Source organism: Mucilaginibacter sp. (genome assembly GCF_965277465.1).
GTDB lineage: Bacteria > Bacteroidota > Bacteroidia > Sphingobacteriales > Sphingobacteriaceae > Mucilaginibacter.
Map to the genome: position 1 here is coordinate 1,580,259 of NZ_CBDICW010000002.1, position 17,804 is coordinate 1,598,062.

Below are 17,804 nucleotides of genomic sequence, written 5' to 3' on the forward strand. Positions count from 1 at the left end.
TGATCATATTAAAAGGCACGAACTCGATTATCCGGGTTCGTGCCTTTTTTGATTTTAAAGGTTATAGTTTACGCCTAACTCAGGTATTACAACCGGATAACCTTCATCCTCCAGCGAATCGGCAAATGCCTGCATGCTGGATAGTTCGCCGTGTACCAGGAAAACGTTTTTAAGTTTTGCTTTATCCTGTTGCCTAACAGTATCCATTAAATCGTCGTGGTCGCCGTGAGCGCTTAAAACATCAGTTTTTTTAATGGTTGCATAAACAGACAGATCGCGGTCTTTTATATGAACGATAGGATCGCCCCTTAATAAACGGAAGCCTAAGGTGCCTTTGGCACAATAACCTATAAACAATATGGTACAGTAGTAATTCTGGATATTATGGAACAAATGATCCTGGATCCGGCCTCCATCAAGCATCCCTGCCGATGAAATTATGATGCAGGGCTCAAAGTAATTGGATACCTGCCGGCTGTCTTTCAGCGTTTCAACATAGGTAAGGTTATCGAACTCAAATTCGTTGCCGCGCTTTTGGTAAAACTCCTGCGCTTCCTGGTTTACCAGATTATGATATTTCCTGAAAACCTCGGTTGACCGTGTGGCCAGCGGACTATCAACAAATACTTTAACAGCAGGTAACAAACCACTGGTAAAGATCTTGTTTAACGAGTAAACTAATGATTGTGTACGCCCGATACTGAACGCCGGGATAATCAAGCGTCCCTGTTCTTTGATACAGGCCCGTTCAATATGTTCAATGAGCGCCTGCTCAACGGTCATGTCCTTGGTATGAAAACGACCGCCATAGGTTGATTCTGTTACTAAAAAATCTACCGGGGGTAAGGGTTGCGGATCATCCAATACCGGGTAATTTTTACGGCCTATATCGCCTGTAAAGGCAATCGTTTTTTCTTCGCCGTTATCGTTTACCTTAAAAGTTGCGGCTGCCGCACCCAATAAGTGCCCAATTGGCGTAAACGTAAGCTCAATATCATCATTAATGCGGAACGGCCTGTTATATCCTATGGTTATAAACCGGTCTACCGTATCCATTACGTGTTTTTGCAGGTACAGTGGCTGCGCACCTGTGTTAAATTTTCCTTTGCGGTGTTTACGCCCCCGGTCGGCCTTGCGCATAAAAATATTTACCGAATCGAGTAGCAATAGCTCTGTTAGGTCTGCTGTTGGTGGGGTGCACAATATCTGCCCGTCAAAACCTAAACGCATCAGCGTTGGTAAATTGCCCGAATGGTCAATATGTGCGTGGGTTAAAATAACCACATTGATCTCGGCAGGGTTAAAAGGAAAATTCTCGTTTGATTGTATGCTGCGGTCCTTTTCATAATCCAACCCGCAATCCACTAATATCTTAAATCGGTCAACCTCCAGCAAATGCATGCTGCCGGTAACCTGACGGGCCGCCCCGTATATCGTTAATTTCATCATGTCAGTTAATTAGTTCATTGCCTCAATTGTTCTCATTATTGGCGCCGGTTATAGGTGTTAAAACAATACACAGGTTAACCAATAAACTAATGAACAATTGGATTAAATGAACTACTTACAAACTTATTATTATTGTTGTAAGATTTTGTATAGAAATGCCAATGCAGGCAAAGTTTTTGTGTACTAAAATTTGGTACTTATTTCACAAGTAAAATTAACCTATTTTTGTAGTAATTAGATCATTAGGCATGATAAACAAAGTAAGCTATGACCTGCAAACGGCAGATGGGCCTTTGCACCTCACTATTTCACCTGTTAATAACCTGTTGCCAGGCGGCGATTTTTATTCAACCGGCATTTATAAACTGAGCAATGGTACTGTTGGGATGGGGGATATTGTTTTTGATGAGGATATGAATAATTGGACCTACGATGGCATGGACGAACTTACCTACGATGAAGCCGCCGAGGTTGCCGGATTTATTAAAAATTATAAAGACCCGGCAGGAGCCGATCCCGATTTACTGCAATAATACCAGCAATAAAACATTCATTTTAAAACTTTAAGCTGATTTTACGATTATGTTTAATCAGCATTGATAATACATGGAAGAAATAGAAGATTTTTCGGAAAAGATACATGAACAAAGTGATGAGCATGCACACCATATTTTGGCAGAAGGCAAGGAAAAATGGGTATTGTATGTGGCGTTAACTACGGCTGTTATTGCGGTTTTAGCAGCTATAACCGGGCTTTTGGCTGGTGACCATGCTGATGAAGCTATGCTGTCGCAGATTCGCTCTTCAGATAAATGGGCGTTTTACCAGGCAAAAAGTATCAAAACAGAATTGATCAACTCATCCAACAAAATATTGATCGCTATAGGCAAAGCTCCGGCCGCGCAGGATACTGCAAAAATAGCAGCCAATAAAAGCGAGCAGGCTAAAATTATGGAAGAAGCCAAAGAGGCACAAAAGGAATCAGACGAGCATGTGGCCAGGCATAAAATATTAGCCAGGGGTGTAACTTTATTCCAGGTAGCCATTGCCATTGGCGCTATATCCATTATTACCAAACGAAAGGCCTTGTGGATAGTAAGCGTAGGTTTTGCTTTTGTGGGGATCTTCTTTTTGCTGCAAGGCACGCTGTTCTAAGTAAACGCATCCCGAAGGTTTAAAGGATGATCAAGCCGCAGGCAGTAAAGAGGGCAATAAAACGTATCTTTGTACCCTCATGATAAAAAAAGCGCTCGAAAACCTGAAGATCACTGCATTGAACCAAATGCAAAACGCTGCGCTCGAAGCTGCAAAAAAAGGCGATGTAGTATTACTTTCGCCAACAGGTTCAGGTAAAACATTAGGTTTTTTGTTGCCTCTTTTATCAATTTTAGATCCGGCTATACCAACGGTTCAGGTACTGATCCTGGTTCCTTCACGCGAACTGGCTATCCAGATTGAGCAGGTTTTTAAGGCTATTGCAAGTGGTTTTAAAGTAAATGTTTGCTATGGCGGGCACCCGGTAAAAATAGAACGTAACAATTTATCACAGCCACCGGCGGTTTTAATTGGTACCCCTGGACGTATAGGTCACCACCTTCGCCGCGAAAGTTTTAGCACCGATACTATCCACACGCTGATTTTGGATGAGTTTGATAAAGCACTTGAGTTTGGTTTTCAGGAGGATATGACTTATATCATCAGGCAGTTGCCAAATCTTAAAAAGCGGATCCTTACTTCGGCTACAAAAATGACGGAGATTCCTTCTTTTACAGGTATATCGCACCCCATAGAAGTTGATTTCCTTCAAAATAAAACCAATACGCCCGATCTTAAATTAAAAGCAGTTATTTCTGATGCTGCCGATAAGCTGGACACCTTGTTTTCATTACTTTGCAAAATAGGGGATAAGGCCACACTGGTTTTCTGTAATCACCGTGATGCTGTAGAGCGCATCAGCGACCTGTTATGGGACAGGGGCATAGTACATGATATTTTCCACGGAAAGATGGAGCAGGAAGATCGCGAACGCGCCTTGCTTAAATTCAGGAATGGAAGTCACCATTTACTGATCACTACTGATCTTGCCTCAAGGGGACTGGATATTCCGGAGATTGAATACGTGGTGCATTACCAATTACCGCATAACGAGGAAACCTTTTTGCACCGTAATGGCCGTACCGCCCGGATGAATGCTAAAGGAACATCATACCTGATATTATCCGAGGACGAAAAATTACCCTGGTTAAAAGATAGCCCTGAGATTGAAGAATTACCCGAGGATCTGACGCTGCCAAAGCCATCCCCATGGGCAACTTTATACATTGCAGCAGGTAAAAAAGATAAGATCAACAAGGTGGATATAGTGGGTTTATTGCTGCAAAAGGGCGAACTTGCTAAAGAGGACCTGGGCCTGATCGAGGTGCTTGACCATTCATCATACGCAGCCGTAAAACGTAACCGTATTGAACAACTGGTTAATTTGCTCAAGGCCGAAAAGATCAAGAACAAAAAAGTTAAAATTGAAATTTCAAGATAGTAATATCCAATAATACATACTATGAGCAATAATGATATTATGAAGAAGTTGCGCGTAGCACTTCATTTTACCGACGATGACATTATCGAAGTTTTAGACCTGGTTAACTTCCGAATCACCAAGACCGAACTTGGCGCAATATTCCGCAAAGAAGATCATCCTAATTTTAAACCTTGCGGCGACCAGATATTGCGCAACTTTTTAAACGGACTGATCATTTATAAACGCGGCCCTAAGGCTTCAGAATAATATAAGTGCAATGGGCATCATTCTTTCCGGATGATGCTGTTGCTCACTACAATCTCATTCATCAGCCCGGTAGAATATTTGGTACTGCTTTTATATTGATTGTTATTGCCTGATTCAGACATTTTAATAATGTCCGAATTGGTTTGATTAAGCTGCCTGATCAGGCTGTTGATCTCCTTCAGGTGCGAATTAAAAATCTTAACCTTATTGTTATAAGCATCAGCCATCCCGTTTTTGTTAGCGGCAATAGCTTGTTTTGAAGTATCCGGCGCCATATAGGCATAAGGGCTAACATCGCCAACAGTAGTTATTACCGGCATCAGCGTGGCTGTGGTATCTTTATCATTAAGCTTTGATAAATTAAGCTTTACAGGGTCGGGATTGTAATCAACCAGGTTTCTATATTCACCAATTATCCCGGCAGCTAAATTATGCTGTGTATGGTATGCCTCCTCAATCAGCTTGGCCTTTACGCTGTTTTTAAAACCGTTAAACAGCAATGGTGTAAAATCATAAGCCTTTGTACGTAAAACAGAGTTTTGTACCGAATAATAATTGCTCAATGTTTTGTTCTTGGTATAAAGCACGCCCAGGTTGGTGCTCAACAAAGCAAAGCCCGGCTGGCCGCTCATTACCGAAACATCGGCTTCATTGCCAAAATTATAGAACTGTTTGCCATAGATCTCCAGGTCATCAATCCGCTCATACGATGAAAGGAAGTATAACCGGTAGCGTTGGTATTGGGTATCCGGGTTGTCAATCTGATCGTAACAGTTCTGCAAAAATGCTTCGAATGATTTATCGTTGATGATCTGGTAGATGTTAGCATTTGCACTCGGTTTCCAGCGGATTAAAGATAGCTTACCTTTAAATTCAAGCTCTTCGGTATTGTTTACCCTTAATGAATCAAAAAGCTTGGCAATAAACGCAACCTGCGCACCACCTTGTACCTGGTGGTTGTTATTTACCATGGCGTATAAGCTATCCTGTATGGCAAAATAGGTTTCGCTATTGTTCCAAAAAGAAGGTTCCAGCGGGGGCAGCAGCAAGCGGTTTGTTTTGGTATCCACAAAAATGAACGTGCCCAGCGGGTAAACATTTTGAAAGTTATTCTCCAATAACGACAGGCTCGTCATTGATGATGAATCCATCTTCATTAAAAAATTCAATACTTTATTATGCTCTAACTTCAAGCCTAAATTTTCTAAGGACTCAAAATTTGCACTTTCTTTTTCGGGGATCACCATCGGGATATAATAAACCTCGTCCTTTTGCTGGCTCAGGGTTTTAAAATCCTTGCGCACAATGGCCGAAGTTTCGTCCTCTGCATTTTGCCCGTAAAAAGAAACCGTATCACCTTTACTCACAGAAACTTCTTTTATCTTTTCTTCGGATGGCTTTAACTTTACCAATGTACGCACCTTAAAATCCCCCGACTTTTTACTGATCTTATAAAATACCGTGAGCTCATTTTTGGTAGTGTTCTTTATTTTAAACTTAAACCCTTCGGCATTAGCTAAAAACGGAACCATCAAGACAAACAGTAATATGGCCTTAAAAAAATTTGTGTGTATTAATTTATTTAAGCCGGTGATGTTTTGGTTGTGTTTGGCAGGTTGTGCAGATGAAAAAAACATAGGTATCTATTTTAGTAATACCCTTCTAAAAGGCTACTCCGCTTTTTAAAAGAGTTATATCAGCAACAAAGAATTGGTCTTTTTGTGTAGCTGGTATACTATAAAAACTTTAAATAGTGGCTTTTAGTGTGTTTTGAAGATTATGGTACTATACTATTCATAATTTCTTCATCAAAATAAAGGCTGTTATTGCTTCTCTATCAGGCGATATTTGCCGCTTCTTAATAGTTTTTGCTGATCTGCCGAAAAGGTTTCCCTTCCCCCAAAGTCCTGAACCCAGTAATGGTTATATACAGCAATACCAACCTCTTTAAAGCCGGGGTTCATCAGGTTTTTACAATGGCCCTCGCTTTTAAACCATCCCTGCATCACTTCGGCAATACTTTGCTGGCCCTCGGCAATGTTTTCGCCTATCATAAAGCTTTTAAAACCTTTAAATGTATAGCCGGCGGTGGCAATACGCTTTTCCATCGTACGGCCGTCTTTGCTGGTATGGCTAAAGTAGTTTTCGTCGGCCATGTCAAAAGCGTGGCCAATAGCTGCAGTTTCTAACTGCTCGTTCCAAATAAGGGGAGGCGCAGGCGGCATATAGGTAGTGCCACAGGTACATCCTTTTTGCCGTGTACGGTTAATGTTATCTAAAAACTCGCGCCTGAATTTTGAGTTACTCTCTTTTTGCTGCCCATAAACATTTATTGCCAAAAATGTTATAAGTAGGATAAACAAGGCCTTTATTGAAACTTTCATATTTGTTTGACGATCAAAACACTGGGTAGTTTAGTATCAGTAACAAAAAACTAAACTAATGTTTAGCAGCGAGAAGAATTAATGTTTTTTTCTGCGGATCACATACCGCCAGTTGCCTGTTCTTTTTCTTCTAAGAAGTATAAATATAAACAAAGCTATCAGGGCGATGCAAATGATCAGAATTATAATGAAGCCATTTTTTTGGCGGAGCTGACTTTGTAAAGTTTTTTGATATTGGAGGTATAAACTTTTTTTTTGGTTTGAACAGAGTCTGTTTTTCTTTTTTCGGTCGAGTCTTTTAAATTAAGGCTTGCCATTAATCGGGCTTCTTCATCTTTTCGGATACTATCCTCTAACGAGTCGCGTTTTTTCAGCACAATAGCTTCCTTATCATAGTTTTTTAGCCTGCTGTACAATAAGGCAAAATTCTTTAATACGTTTAATTCTATTTTAGGATAATGATTGTTTTCCGAAAGCTGTAAGGCCTCATTCAAATCACGCATGGCCAGCGTATAATCATTCTGCTCACTTTTTATGGCCGAGAGCGTAACTAATGATGCTATGATATTTACAACATCCCTTTTAGCCCTCGAAAGCGTATTTGATTGTAAAATGAACCATTTGGCCTGGCTATACTTCTTTTGAGCCATATAAACCCGGGCCAGGTAATCAAAACAAGTACGCAAGCCTACCGTATCATTATAATAGGAGTAATGATGCAGTGCTTTCATAGTATAACTTAAAGCTTCTGTTTGGTATGATAACCTGATCCTTTTGTTGCTGATTGTATCGTAATCTAAATAGCGGGTAGCAATTTCAGCATAAATAGGGCCTTTAAATACATCGTTTTTTGCAAAGCCTAACTGACCCTTAAGCGAATCTACCGTCATCCCTTTAAGATCCCGGCGAACGCTGTCAACCGTGTGTTTGTATTGCGCCCATCTTAAACTATCAAGGCTTTTTAGTTTTACCTGTTGTTTCAAACTGTCAGAAAACCGAACGGCCTCTAAAACATTCAGGCTATCTGCCTGCCGGGTTAGTGCAAACAGGTTTAAGCTATCTAATTTAAATAATAAGGCTTGATTGTTTGTACTGTCTTTGTGTTTAACAGTGTAACCCAGGCCCAAATTATATACGTAAGGCATTACTTTGGTTGGTTCTTTTTGCGGGGCTGGCGCTGTGAAAATACCGGTGCTATCTGTAGCAACTGCCAATATCACACTGTCTTTACGGATTGAAGGATTAGAACGTACGCTGTCTTTCAGATTTATAGCAGCTAATAATTTACCGGTATCCACATAATGACTGGTATCCTTTAGTTTTATAGTGTCTTTTGCAGGGGGTGTGTTTGTTTTTGATGTATCAGAAGATATTACAGGAACAATTAACTTAAGTATATCAGTATGTGTTACATAAGCTGATAGCTTTAAGCAAGCAAGTAAAAAAAATAATAGCGTTAAATTTTTTTTCATAAGCTATTAAGCGCAAGGGCTTTAAATATACTTATATGTATTCAAAAAGCATGCCTTAAAGTACTATTTGAAGTAATTATCTCAATTTTCAAACAGATTTTATGCCAAAACGGATGGATACCTGCGCTTTTAACGATTAAAATCATTGCCCGCTATGAACATTAGTAAAACAGTAATTATAAGTAAGGTTTGTAAATGGTTGTAATGCAGGTTATTGATCAGATAGCTACCTGATCAGTTTTTCGTACCGGTCAATAAACTGGCGGAAAGGTGTTGCCCGGTTTAACAAAGTGTTAAATATAATGATACCAACAGTAGCCGAAGTGATACCTGCTATAACATCCAGTACATAATGATGGCTTGCGTATACAGCAGTGAACCAAATACCAAGCATTACTATAGCAAACACAACGTTCATAAAGCCCAAACGGTTTTTGATACCGTAGTACAATACAATTACCGGGTATGATGAATGTAAAGATGGCATAGCCGCAAACACGTTTGATCCCTTTGCGTATATTGATTTAAATATGCCTGCGTTAAAGTATTTATCAAATTTAGCTAAGCCGGCAGTATTACCCGGTGTAGCCGCATGAAAAACAAAACCATGATACTGTACATACCAGGGCGGGGCCGCTGGATAAAGATAATAAACTATAAAGCCTATAAAGTTTACCAATACAAAGGTTAGCGAAAAGAAAAGGAATTGTTTCCTGTTCCTGAAAAACATGAATGCTGCAAAAGCAAGGGGTACAGGGATCCAGCACAAGTAAAATATACCAGCTGCTATATCAATCCAGGTTTTTCCGTTTACGCGCCAATATTCGTTGGGGGTTAACAGCTTTCCGTTAAAGTTTATTCCGAAAAGGTGTTTTTCAAGATTGTATAGATCGGCAATGTGAACTGTGTTGTAGTTATAGTTTGGGAAAGCCTTCATATAATCGAAGATGATCCAGTAAACTATAAATATGGAGAAGCCTAAAATGAATTTGCGGGTAATTGACGACAGGAAAAAGCAGCCGTTGAATATAGCCATCAATACCAGCTGGTCGGTTTTAAAGCCCACCAGTGCTATAGATAACAACAAATAAAACAGTGATATTGCTAAAACAATAATAACAGATCGTAAATTGATCTTCACGCCATCATTAACAGCATTGATCATGCTACTTTTTTAAGAAATCTGAACGGAAAATTTTGTCCCAAAGAGGAGAGCTTACGCCGTAACCTTTATCCGGATCCTGGTAATGGTGCAGCATGTGGTGTTGTTTTATTTTTTTCCAGATACCGCCCTTAAAGTTAAAGTGATGCATAGCGTAGTGCGATATATCATAAAACAAATAACCTAATATAAAGCCGGGAAAAAAGCCCCAGATATCATTAGCCGGTAGTATAGCATTAAATAATAAGTAAAAGCCGGTAGCTAAAGGGATGCTTAAAGATGGCGGCAATACCAAACGCATGGCGTCACTTGGATAATCGTGGTGTACGCCGTGAAATATAAAGTGCAGCCTTTGTGCCCAGGGTTTGTCTGATGGTACATAGTGAAACACAAAGCGGTGCATAATGTACTCAACCAAAGTCCATACAAAAAGACCCAGAAAAAACAGTTCAAAAAATGAAATGATCCCTATTGTTAAGGCAAATGATTTATAAATGCAGAAAGCAATAACCGGGATAAAAATAAATAAAGGCACTGTAAAGTGAACCTTAGATAAACCCTCTAACAGATCACTTTTAAACATTCTCACAGATTCCTGTGAATTGGATACGTATTTCTTTTTCATGTCTGGTCAGGGTTTAAAATGTTTAACTATTTCTCTGCCTGTAAAATGAATTTTTAATTTTTTGATTTCACCTAAAATAGGCTGCAAGTGAAATTTATATCAATTTTAATAAAGATTTTCGGACTTGTAAACTATTTTGCTTTATTGTTACGAAGATATGATATTTCTGAGGCTTTTCTCTATCATAAATACACTGCACGCAAAGTTTTGGAGCTGATACTTAATTGTTCTGTTCTTCTAAAAGTGATTTTTTTGCATCCATCAGCCTTTTAAAGGCAGTTATGTTTGTTAAAATGGCAACTATTGCAATGGGTATAGTAAATATAGACATGGTTTCAAAGATATGAAACCTGATACCCGGAACGTATACTTTGTAATCACCGCCTATAACCAATGAGCTTAAGCCGCAAATAACAGCGCATAAACCGATAGTTATAACACGCTCAGGCCTTTGCATTAAGCCACCTTTACATTCAATACCCAAACCTTCGGCACGGGCACGTACGTAGCTTACCATCATAGAGCCAATAAGTGCTATAAAGGCAAATATCGAGCTTAAAAAGTAGTGGTGGCCAACCAGGTAATAGCAGATGCCTAAAAACATAATAAGCTCGCTGTAACGGTCAAGTACTGAATCATAAAGCGCACCAAAGGTTGATTTCATGTTGCCAAGGCGTGCAACCTGCCCGTCAAGCATATCAAAAAGGCCTGCAAACAATATCAGGCCACCGGCCCATCCTACATATGTTAAATCACCACGGTTACCTTCTTCGGCGCCAATAATAAAAATAACGGCCACGCCTACATTCAGTACAAAACCAATGGAGGTTACAGCGTTAGGCGTTAGCCCTAATTTTATTAAAACTTTAACAAAAGGATCTATCACTTTATAGATGCCCAATTGAAGGTTTGTACGTACAGATGTTTGTTGTTCCATAAGGTCTTGTTTTTTAGAAATCAAATTTTACCATTGTACGGATACCGAATTTTGATACATCGGGATGATCCAGGTAGGTGAATCGTCTAACCAAATCAATCCGCACAAATTTAAAAATATTTTCGATCCCCACACTACCCTCAACATAAGGCGTTTTGCCTAATGCATAGGTAATTGGCTGCCCTAAAGCAGTTACGGGGTATTGGTATAATGATGGATGTAATGCAGGGTTGTTGTTATCACTCACGCCACCATAAATGGCTTTAAATGATGCAACTTCTCTCCATTTTAATTTTTTGAATAATGGGATCTTGTTAAAAAAGAACCCACTGAAATGCTGGTCAATATTTATGCTTTCATAATGGTCACTTACAAACTCTAAAAAGTTCATTAAGTTATATGAGTACAGATCATAAGCATAGGTTTGGTTAGCGCGGAATATATTTAGCAGGGGATAAGGCACCTGCCCAAATATCTTCCCGGCTTCAACCGTAACATCGGCATAGCCTAAATAGGATAGATAAACACGCTTGTCTATCCTGCCATGCAGGTTTTGAAAGTTATACTGGCTGCCAAAAATATTTTTGAAACCGCCATCATAGTCAATCGAAAATACAGGGTATTTGCTTGGTATCGGTGTGCGGTATATTTTACCCTGGTAAAACTGCTCGTGCGGTGCATAACGCAGGCCTACAGTAAGTTCTGTTGAAGTTAATGAGCTGATATTATGCACCAAACCATTAGCATCTGTATTTAAAAAATACAAGGAGCCTGCCGGAGTTTGTTTCAGGTTTTTAAGGCCGATACTGTACGAAAAATGGTTCTCAAATTCCTGTACATAATCCAGGCGATAATTTTGGTCGTACAGGTATTTGTCGTTATTACCGCGCTTAAACGAAAGCAGGAAGTTATCCTCCTGAACAAACTGCAGGTTTGCACCCGGGATGTGCGTATCGCTTTGTACACTTGCCCTTATATAGCTTTGCGGAAACTTGTAGATGGATTTATCATTAAGCGAGTACGTAGCACTCAAAAAGTACTTGAATTTTTCATCCTTAAATCCGTAAGCCCCATAAGTTTCAAAGTAGTAACGTTTGCTAAGTTCAGGAGTTGTACGACCGCCTACCCTTAATTTAAAGCCCTCAACCGGGTTAAAGCTGTAAAAGGTATTTGCCGGGCCAAGTTCAAACCAGTTAAAGTTTTTGTAACCAGCCAGTAGTAGTGTAGCAATATCCATTGTACGCCTAAAGGATGGCATATTACGCAAACTATCAACGTTTTTGTAAACTTTTGATTCTGCCGTGGTAAGCGTATCTAAACGGTTTTGTGCCCAAAACTGATCGCTGCGATGCTTTACCTCGTCTGATTCTGCTATCTGCTGATTTTGATAAGTGGTATCGGGCTGCGGCTTATTTACCGCGTAGTTTTTATAGGTAATGGTACGGATGCCAAATAAGCCGCCTTTTTTGTTTTTTGTGATGCCGAAATCGGCAAGGGTGGTGCTTTTACTTAAGTGCCAGCGGCCATCAGGATTTTGTTCAAACTCCTGGTTAACATCCATCGAGCGTACAAAGTTCAGGTTGATGTTTTTGTTGATCCCCAGATCAGCCTTTTGAACAGCGTAGTTGCCATCAAGCGTTATATATATTTTACCTACAAACAGCATATCAGCCGTATTGCGGGGCGTAAAACTCAGTTCAACCAATTTGGTATTGTTTACCATAACCGTATCGGTTATAAAAAACTTATAAAATGTTGGGGCCGAGTTTGCTATAGGGCTCAAAAAGTTATTGGTCATTAAAAAGATGGTATTATCATAAATATCCACCTTATAATACATGTGCTTAAAGTAGGCGCCCAATCCTTCGGCATCAACAGAGCCGCCAAAGTTTACCGTTTTGTCGCCCAATACAGTTGTTTTTTCCTTTTCAGGATTTTTGCGGTAATAGTATTGCGAAAGTTTTTCGTTTAGAAATATGGGAAGCAATGATTTTCCCGGTACAGTTGTACTATCGCGGTTATTGATCACGAATGCATACTTACGGAAGAATTTTTTATCGGCCAGTGTAGGTGATACATTGCTTAATGAGAACTGCATTTTATCGTATTCCTTATACTCTACATACGAATAACTTTCAGGACGGTTTTTTTCTTTGTTCTCAATTACTTTGCGGATAAGCTCCACAGCCGGGTTATCCTTATTGCGGTACTTAGGTTTTTTGCCCGATTTTACTACAACCTCATTCAACTGGTTTGATGATGGAAACAGCCGTACGTTTATATTTTGTTTAGCACCAGGTACAATGCTAAAAGTGGCATCCTTATAACCTAAGAAGCTAACTTTAATTTGTTTTACTGGCTTATCAGAGCTTATTGAAAATTTACCGTCATTATCGGTGGCTATGCCAATGGTTGTGCCGGTAAATGAAACGGTTACAAAGGGTAAAGGCTGTTTGTTGGAGGCATCAGTAACAGTTCCGCTTACAACGGTGCTTTGGGCAAGCAGCAATGTTGCTGGCAATAAAAAAAGACCAAGAAGAAATAACTTTTTAAATAAGCTTTTACAATTCATGTAATGTATGCAGTCCCAGTTAATACTACCTATCTGTAGTAATGTTTAAGAAGGTGTATTATGAGATAATCTATTTTTTAATAATTATGTTAGTTTGTCAGCAATAAATACTCCAAAGATTTATCAGGCCAAACTAATCTTTAACAGGCGGGTTTTAAACCTATTTGCTTTTGCGCATCTATAATGCGATATACTTAAGCAAAAACTACATTGATCTCAGCAGGGGGTCTTGGAAGTAATGTAACCTGGCAACAAAGTTAGAAAAAAACCTTATAGACTAATGTGGTCAAAAAGTCAAATATTGTTTCAGTGAAAGTGAAGTGGTTTTTAAGGTTGAAAGTTGTCATTAAAATATTTTAAACCATACAACGATGGATAGCAGTATGTTAGTATAAACACCTGCAAGCACATCATCAAACATAATGCCCCATCCGCCGCGTAATGACTCCATTTTACGAATGAAAAAGGGCTTTACTATATCAAAAAAGCGAAATAAAATAAGTGCACATAACACATATGTTACGTTAACGGGCAAAAATAAAAGCCCTATGCACATACCAGATACCTCATCAATAACTACTTTGCTTGGATCTTTGCCCCAAATGCGCTCAACAATACCTGACGACCATACACCTGCCAAAGTAATTACAGCAGTAATTAAAATTGATAGTAAAAGGGGAGGAGTACTACCAGCCCAGGCCAGGTACCAGCAAAGGCAGGTAACAATTGCAGCATAGGTACCACCGCCTTTTAAATAGCCTATACCCAGGGTTGAAGTAAATAGTTTATGAAATAACATTTGGTAAATTGTTGATCAAATAAAATCTGTTTAAAACAAAATGATCAGGTAAAAGATCTATAACAATCTCTTACCTGATCACTAAGTTAATTTAATTAATAATTACAATACATCAACAAGTTCCTGGTAGTAATCCAGGCCAAGGTGTGTAATTAAATCTTCGCCCATTAAGTGGCGCAGGGTGTTTTGTAATTTGATTAATTGTTTAAATATGTCGTTTTCAGGGTGTAAACCTTCGGCAGTTTGCGGAGATTTAAGATAGAATGATAACCATTCCTGTATACCGCTCATGTTTGCTCTTTTAGCTAAATCGCTAAATAAGGCAAGGTCTAAAGCAATAGGAGCAGCTAAGATTGAATCACGACAAAGGAAGTTGATCTTGATCTGCATTTTGTAGCCTAACCAGCCAAAAATGTCAATATTGTCCCAACTTTCTTTGTTATCGCCATGCGGCGGATAGTAATCAATACGGATCTTGTGGTAAAGATCGCCGTAAAGTTCAGGGTTATCTTCTGGTCTTAAAATATCTTCAAGTACACCAAGTTTTGAAACTTCCTTAGTTTTAAAGTTATCCGGATCATCAAGTACCAAACCATCGCGGTTACCTAATATATTGGTCGAGAACCAGCCTTTAACACCTAATGAACGGGCAGCTAAACCAGGCGCTAAAATGGTTTTCATTAAAGTTTGGCCTGTTTTAAAGTCTTTACCGGCAATTGGGGTTTCTGTTAATTTAGCAAGCTCAATCATAGCCGGTATATCAACAGTTAAGTTTGGTGCACCGTTTGCAAATGGGATACCCATTTTTAATGCTGCATAAGCATAGATCATACTTGGCGATATGCGTTTATCATCGTCAAGTAAAGCCTGCTCAAATTTTGCAACCGTTTGGTGAATATCAGATGCTTCGTAATATATTTCTGTTGATCCGCACCAGATCAGAACTATACGGTCGCAACCGTTCTTTTCTTTAAAGGTGGTAATGTCATTCATTACTTCCTGTGCCATTTCATACCTTGTACCAGTTTTAATGTGGGTACCTATCAGGTTTTTAGCATAGTTTTTATCAAACGCTGCTTTCATTGGCACAACTACTTCAAGCTCTGCCTTTACTGATTTCAATAAATCAGCTTCAAGTACTTTAGCTTTTGATGCTGCTTCATATACGTTATCAGCATATACATCCCATCCACCAAAAACAATATCTTCTAACTTAGCCAATGGAACAAAATCCTTAACTTTAGGGAAACGGTTTTCAGTTCTTTTTCCTAAACGGATATTTCCCATTTGTGTAAGGGAACCTATTGGCTGTGATATTCCTTTTTTTACGGCTTCAACACCGGCGATCATGGTGGTAGCTACTGCCCCTAATCCCGGAATTAAAATACCTAATTTACCATTAGCTGGTGTAATGTTGGTTTTCATATTTATTTATTGTTGTGTAATACTTGTTATAGCCAATTGTTGGCTTTATACCATTTAAGTGTTTCAGTAACTCCAGATCTTAAATTATGCAGGGGGTTAAATCCAAGGTCAGTTTTTGCAGGCTCAATATCGCAATACCAGTTTATGGCCATAAGCTCATTTAACTTTTCAATATTGAGTACTGCGGCTTTATTGCTCAAAGAACTAAATTTTTCGGCTATGTTGGCAATTAATTTTACAAAGATTACAGGCAAATGAATTTTTATAGTCTTTCGCCCCAATACTTCTTTGCTGATATTGCCTATTTCATAGCGACTGTAATAGTTACCGTCACTTAAAATATAGGCTTTTTTATTGCCCGCATATAATGCCTTTACAGCTGCTGTTGCCAAATCGGTAACGTAAATTAAGCTTAATTTTTGCTCAATGTTACCAATATATGGCTCAATTCCTTTACTAATTTGTTTAAACAGAATAAATATATCCTTATCCCGAGGGCCATATACGCCAGTGGGCCTTAAAATTGTATAGTTTAACGATGAAAAGCTTTTTAAATTCTCTTCGCCAAGTAATTTACTTCTTCCATAAGCAGTAACCGGGTTAGGGGATGTAGCTTCGTTAATTATTCCATTTAAGCTGTTTAAGGGGCCAATAGCCGCCAGGCTGCTTATCAGCACAAACTTTTTTAAAGCTACTCCACTATCAACTACGGCTTGCGCCAGGTTGCTGGTGTAAGCAGCATTGATATGATTATATTCATGTTGCGAACGCGCGCGGGTAACCCCGGCTGCATGAATAATATAATCATATTTATTTTCAAGTATCTCGGCTTTTAATGCTTGCACATTGATAAAATCCGGATACGTATACTTTATATCAAACACCTTTAAGTGGTCGGTTTTACTGCTTTTTCTCACAGCTGCAAACACTTCCAGGTTATTTTTTATGGCTTCGCTGATAAGATGAAAGCCTACAAACCCACTGGCACCGGTTATTAAAACCCGCTCCTTCATATTGCCTTTTCATAGAGCCTGTATGTTTTATACGGATCTCCTTTAATTGCAATAATAGCTTCGTTAATTAAAACGTTATTCTCTAAAGTCCATCCGGCTTCGGCATGTTCAAATCCTTTTCTTTTATATTCCTTTATTATAGTACCATATATACAGGCTTCAATTCCCATTTTACGGTAGCCATCAATAACGCCCAATGCATATATACGGATGCTTTTTATTTTCTTTTTATTCAGCAATAACTTAAATATACCTGTAGGTAATAAACGGCCGCGTTTAATTGTTTTGAATATCTCGTTATAATTAGGCAATGCCAATCCAAAGCCTACTAATTTTCCTTCCTGCTCGGCTACCAAAACAAAATCAGGGTCAAGTATCAGTTTAAGGTCTTTAGCTAAATGATTAAATTCATCATCGGTTAGGGGCACAAAGCCACTGTTTTGATCCCACGCCGAATTATACACTTCGCGCAATTTTACTACTTCCTCTTTAAAGTTTTTTAAATTAACTCTTCTGATAGTAATATTGTTACGTTTTAAACGCTGTTGCAAAGCATCTAATAACCTTACCGATCTGTCGTCGTACGATTCGCCGTCCCAATGCCAGGCAATCAGGTCCATTTGTTTTACATAGCCGGCTTTTTCAATAAGTTCAGCGTAATATGGATAATTGTAGGTCATCATTAGCATCGGCGGGCTGTCAAAGCCTTTTATCAAAAGCCCGGAAGCCTCATTGGTAGAAAAATTTACCGGGCCTATTATATTTTGATCAACTCCTTTACCCTTTAACCATTTGGCTGCTACATCAAAAAGCATGTTGGCCGTTTCCTGGTCATTTATACAATCAAAAAAACCAAAGAAACCATCGTTCCTGTTGTTGTAACTATTATGATTATTGTTCAGTATGGCAGCAATACGGCCAACTACCTTGTCGTCATCATAAGCCAGAAACATTTGCAGTTCAGAGTGTTTATGAAACGGATGCGTTGTTAGAATGTCCTTTTGTGCGATAAACAATTCCGGAACATAGTTGGCATCGTCCTTATACAGATCATGGGGGAAATCAATAAACGTTCCAAGCTGTTTTTTAGGATCAACCGTTACTATTTTTTTCATTTAGGATTTGGATGTAGATATTTAATGCATTTCAGATTAAACAAACATTGCGGGTATTTAGTACCC

Annotated in this window: 16 protein-coding genes; 4 read left to right on the top strand and 12 right to left on the bottom strand. The window is 38.9% G+C overall.

All coding sequences use genetic code 11. From position 1 onward, the window contains the following. Positions 1-54: 54 nt before the first annotated feature. Positions 55-1,446, bottom strand: coding sequence for an MBL fold metallo-hydrolase RNA specificity domain-containing protein (locus tag ACQY4U_RS19310; protein WP_428331761.1), 1,392 nt, complete (start codon positions 1,444-1,446; stop codon positions 55-57). A 251-nt stretch (positions 1,447-1,697) separates the two neighbouring features. On the opposite strand from ACQY4U_RS19310, the gene ACQY4U_RS19315 reads away from it, so the two are divergent. The 4 genes from ACQY4U_RS19315 to ACQY4U_RS19330 all read left to right on the top strand — a co-directional run bounded on the left by ACQY4U_RS19315 (position 1,698) and on the right by ACQY4U_RS19330 (position 4,234). Further along, entirely contained in the window at positions 1,698-1,982 is a 285-nt protein-coding gene (locus tag ACQY4U_RS19315; RefSeq protein WP_428331094.1) for a hypothetical protein, read from the top strand. Between the two features lie 73 nt (positions 1,983-2,055). Further along, entirely contained in the window at positions 2,056-2,604 is a 549-nt protein-coding gene (locus tag ACQY4U_RS19320; RefSeq protein WP_428331095.1) for a DUF4337 domain-containing protein, read from the top strand. A 79-nt stretch (positions 2,605-2,683) separates the two neighbouring features. After that, complete coding sequence (locus tag ACQY4U_RS19325) at positions 2,684-3,985, top strand: DEAD/DEAH box helicase (protein ID WP_428331096.1); 1,302 nt, start codon at positions 2,684-2,686, stop codon at positions 3,983-3,985. Positions 3,986-4,006: 21 nt separating this feature from the next. Beyond that, complete coding sequence (locus tag ACQY4U_RS19330) at positions 4,007-4,234, top strand: DUF1456 family protein (protein ID WP_428331097.1); 228 nt, start codon at positions 4,007-4,009, stop codon at positions 4,232-4,234. A gap of 17 nt (positions 4,235-4,251) precedes the next feature. Here the strand turns inward: ACQY4U_RS19330 and ACQY4U_RS19335 are convergent, their stop codons facing one another. The 11 genes from ACQY4U_RS19335 to ACQY4U_RS19385 form a co-directional block, all read right to left on the bottom strand. Beyond that, positions 4,252-5,871, bottom strand: a complete 1,620-nt coding sequence (locus ACQY4U_RS19335) for a hypothetical protein (RefSeq protein WP_428331098.1) — start codon at positions 5,869-5,871, stop codon at positions 4,252-4,254. Between the two features lie 186 nt (positions 5,872-6,057). After that, positions 6,058-6,618 (bottom strand): CAP domain-containing protein, encoded by a 561-nt coding sequence (locus ACQY4U_RS19340; protein ID WP_428331099.1) that lies wholly within the window; start codon positions 6,616-6,618, stop codon positions 6,058-6,060. 182 nt (positions 6,619-6,800) lie between these two features. Next, complete coding sequence (locus ACQY4U_RS19345) at positions 6,801-8,090, bottom strand: hypothetical protein (protein WP_428331100.1); 1,290 nt, start codon at positions 8,088-8,090, stop codon at positions 6,801-6,803. 226 nt (positions 8,091-8,316) lie between these two features. Beyond that, positions 8,317-9,255, bottom strand: a complete 939-nt coding sequence (locus ACQY4U_RS19350; RefSeq protein WP_428331101.1) for a phosphatase PAP2 family protein — start codon at positions 9,253-9,255, stop codon at positions 8,317-8,319. Position 9,256: 1 nt separating this feature from the next. After that, positions 9,257-9,877: a sterol desaturase family protein gene (locus ACQY4U_RS19355; RefSeq protein ID WP_428331102.1), complete on the bottom strand. Its 621-nt coding sequence runs from the start codon at positions 9,875-9,877 to the stop codon at positions 9,257-9,259. A gap of 220 nt (positions 9,878-10,097) precedes the next feature. Beyond that, complete coding sequence (locus ACQY4U_RS19360; RefSeq protein WP_428331103.1) at positions 10,098-10,814, bottom strand: CDP-alcohol phosphatidyltransferase family protein; 717 nt, start codon at positions 10,812-10,814, stop codon at positions 10,098-10,100. Between the two features lie 13 nt (positions 10,815-10,827). Further along, on the bottom strand, positions 10,828-13,335 hold the full coding sequence (locus ACQY4U_RS19365; RefSeq protein WP_428331104.1) for a DUF5686 family protein: 2,508 nt from the start codon (positions 13,333-13,335) through the stop codon (positions 10,828-10,830). Between the two features lie 397 nt (positions 13,336-13,732). Continuing rightward, positions 13,733-14,185 (bottom strand): phosphatidylglycerophosphatase A family protein, encoded by a 453-nt coding sequence (locus ACQY4U_RS19370; RefSeq protein WP_428331105.1) that lies wholly within the window; start codon positions 14,183-14,185, stop codon positions 13,733-13,735. A gap of 102 nt (positions 14,186-14,287) precedes the next feature. Continuing rightward, the gene (locus ACQY4U_RS19375; protein ID WP_428331106.1) at positions 14,288-15,610 is read right to left on the bottom strand and encodes an inositol-3-phosphate synthase; all 1,323 of its coding nucleotides are present in this window, start codon (positions 15,608-15,610) and stop codon (positions 14,288-14,290) included. Between the two features lie 26 nt (positions 15,611-15,636). After that, on the bottom strand, positions 15,637-16,623 hold the full coding sequence (locus ACQY4U_RS19380; RefSeq protein WP_428331107.1) for an NAD-dependent epimerase/dehydratase family protein: 987 nt from the start codon (positions 16,621-16,623) through the stop codon (positions 15,637-15,639). After that, complete coding sequence (locus ACQY4U_RS19385; protein ID WP_428331108.1) at positions 16,620-17,738, bottom strand: hypothetical protein; 1,119 nt, start codon at positions 17,736-17,738, stop codon at positions 16,620-16,622. Before ACQY4U_RS19385 ends, ACQY4U_RS19380 begins: the two co-directional genes overlap by 4 nt. Between the last annotated feature and the right edge of the window lie 66 nt (positions 17,739-17,804).

Excerpts from the sequence above, each read along its gene's own strand:
- ACQY4U_RS19330 (WP_428331097.1), top strand. The coding sequence starts at position 4,007 with ATGAGCAATAATGATATTATGAAGAAGTTGCGCGTAGCACTTCATTTT.
- ACQY4U_RS19375 (WP_428331106.1), bottom strand. The coding sequence starts at position 15,610 with ATGAAAACCAACATTACACCAGCTAATGGTAAATTAGGTATTTTAATT.
- ACQY4U_RS19355 (WP_428331102.1), bottom strand. The coding sequence starts at position 9,877 with ATGAAAAAGAAATACGTATCCAATTCACAGGAATCTGTGAGAATGTTT.
- ACQY4U_RS19310 (WP_428331761.1), bottom strand. The coding sequence starts at position 1,446 with ATGAAATTAACGATATACGGGGCGGCCCGTCAGGTTACCGGCAGCATG.
- ACQY4U_RS19315 (WP_428331094.1), top strand. The coding sequence starts at position 1,698 with ATGATAAACAAAGTAAGCTATGACCTGCAAACGGCAGATGGGCCTTTG.
- ACQY4U_RS19385 (WP_428331108.1), bottom strand. The coding sequence starts at position 17,738 with ATGAAAAAAATAGTAACGGTTGATCCTAAAAAACAGCTTGGAACGTTT.
- ACQY4U_RS19320 (WP_428331095.1), top strand. The coding sequence starts at position 2,056 with ATGGAAGAAATAGAAGATTTTTCGGAAAAGATACATGAACAAAGTGAT.
- ACQY4U_RS19340 (WP_428331099.1), bottom strand. The coding sequence starts at position 6,618 with ATGAAAGTTTCAATAAAGGCCTTGTTTATCCTACTTATAACATTTTTG.
- ACQY4U_RS19345 (WP_428331100.1), bottom strand. The coding sequence starts at position 8,090 with ATGAAAAAAAATTTAACGCTATTATTTTTTTTACTTGCTTGCTTAAAG.
- ACQY4U_RS19380 (WP_428331107.1), bottom strand. The coding sequence starts at position 16,623 with ATGAAGGAGCGGGTTTTAATAACCGGTGCCAGTGGGTTTGTAGGCTTT.
- ACQY4U_RS19335 (WP_428331098.1), bottom strand. The coding sequence starts at position 5,871 with ATGTTTTTTTCATCTGCACAACCTGCCAAACACAACCAAAACATCACC.
- ACQY4U_RS19360 (WP_428331103.1), bottom strand. The coding sequence starts at position 10,814 with ATGGAACAACAAACATCTGTACGTACAAACCTTCAATTGGGCATCTAT.
- ACQY4U_RS19370 (WP_428331105.1), bottom strand. The coding sequence starts at position 14,185 with ATGTTATTTCATAAACTATTTACTTCAACCCTGGGTATAGGCTATTTA.
- ACQY4U_RS19325 (WP_428331096.1), top strand. The coding sequence starts at position 2,684 with ATGATAAAAAAAGCGCTCGAAAACCTGAAGATCACTGCATTGAACCAA.
- ACQY4U_RS19350 (WP_428331101.1), bottom strand. The coding sequence starts at position 9,255 with ATGATCAATGCTGTTAATGATGGCGTGAAGATCAATTTACGATCTGTT.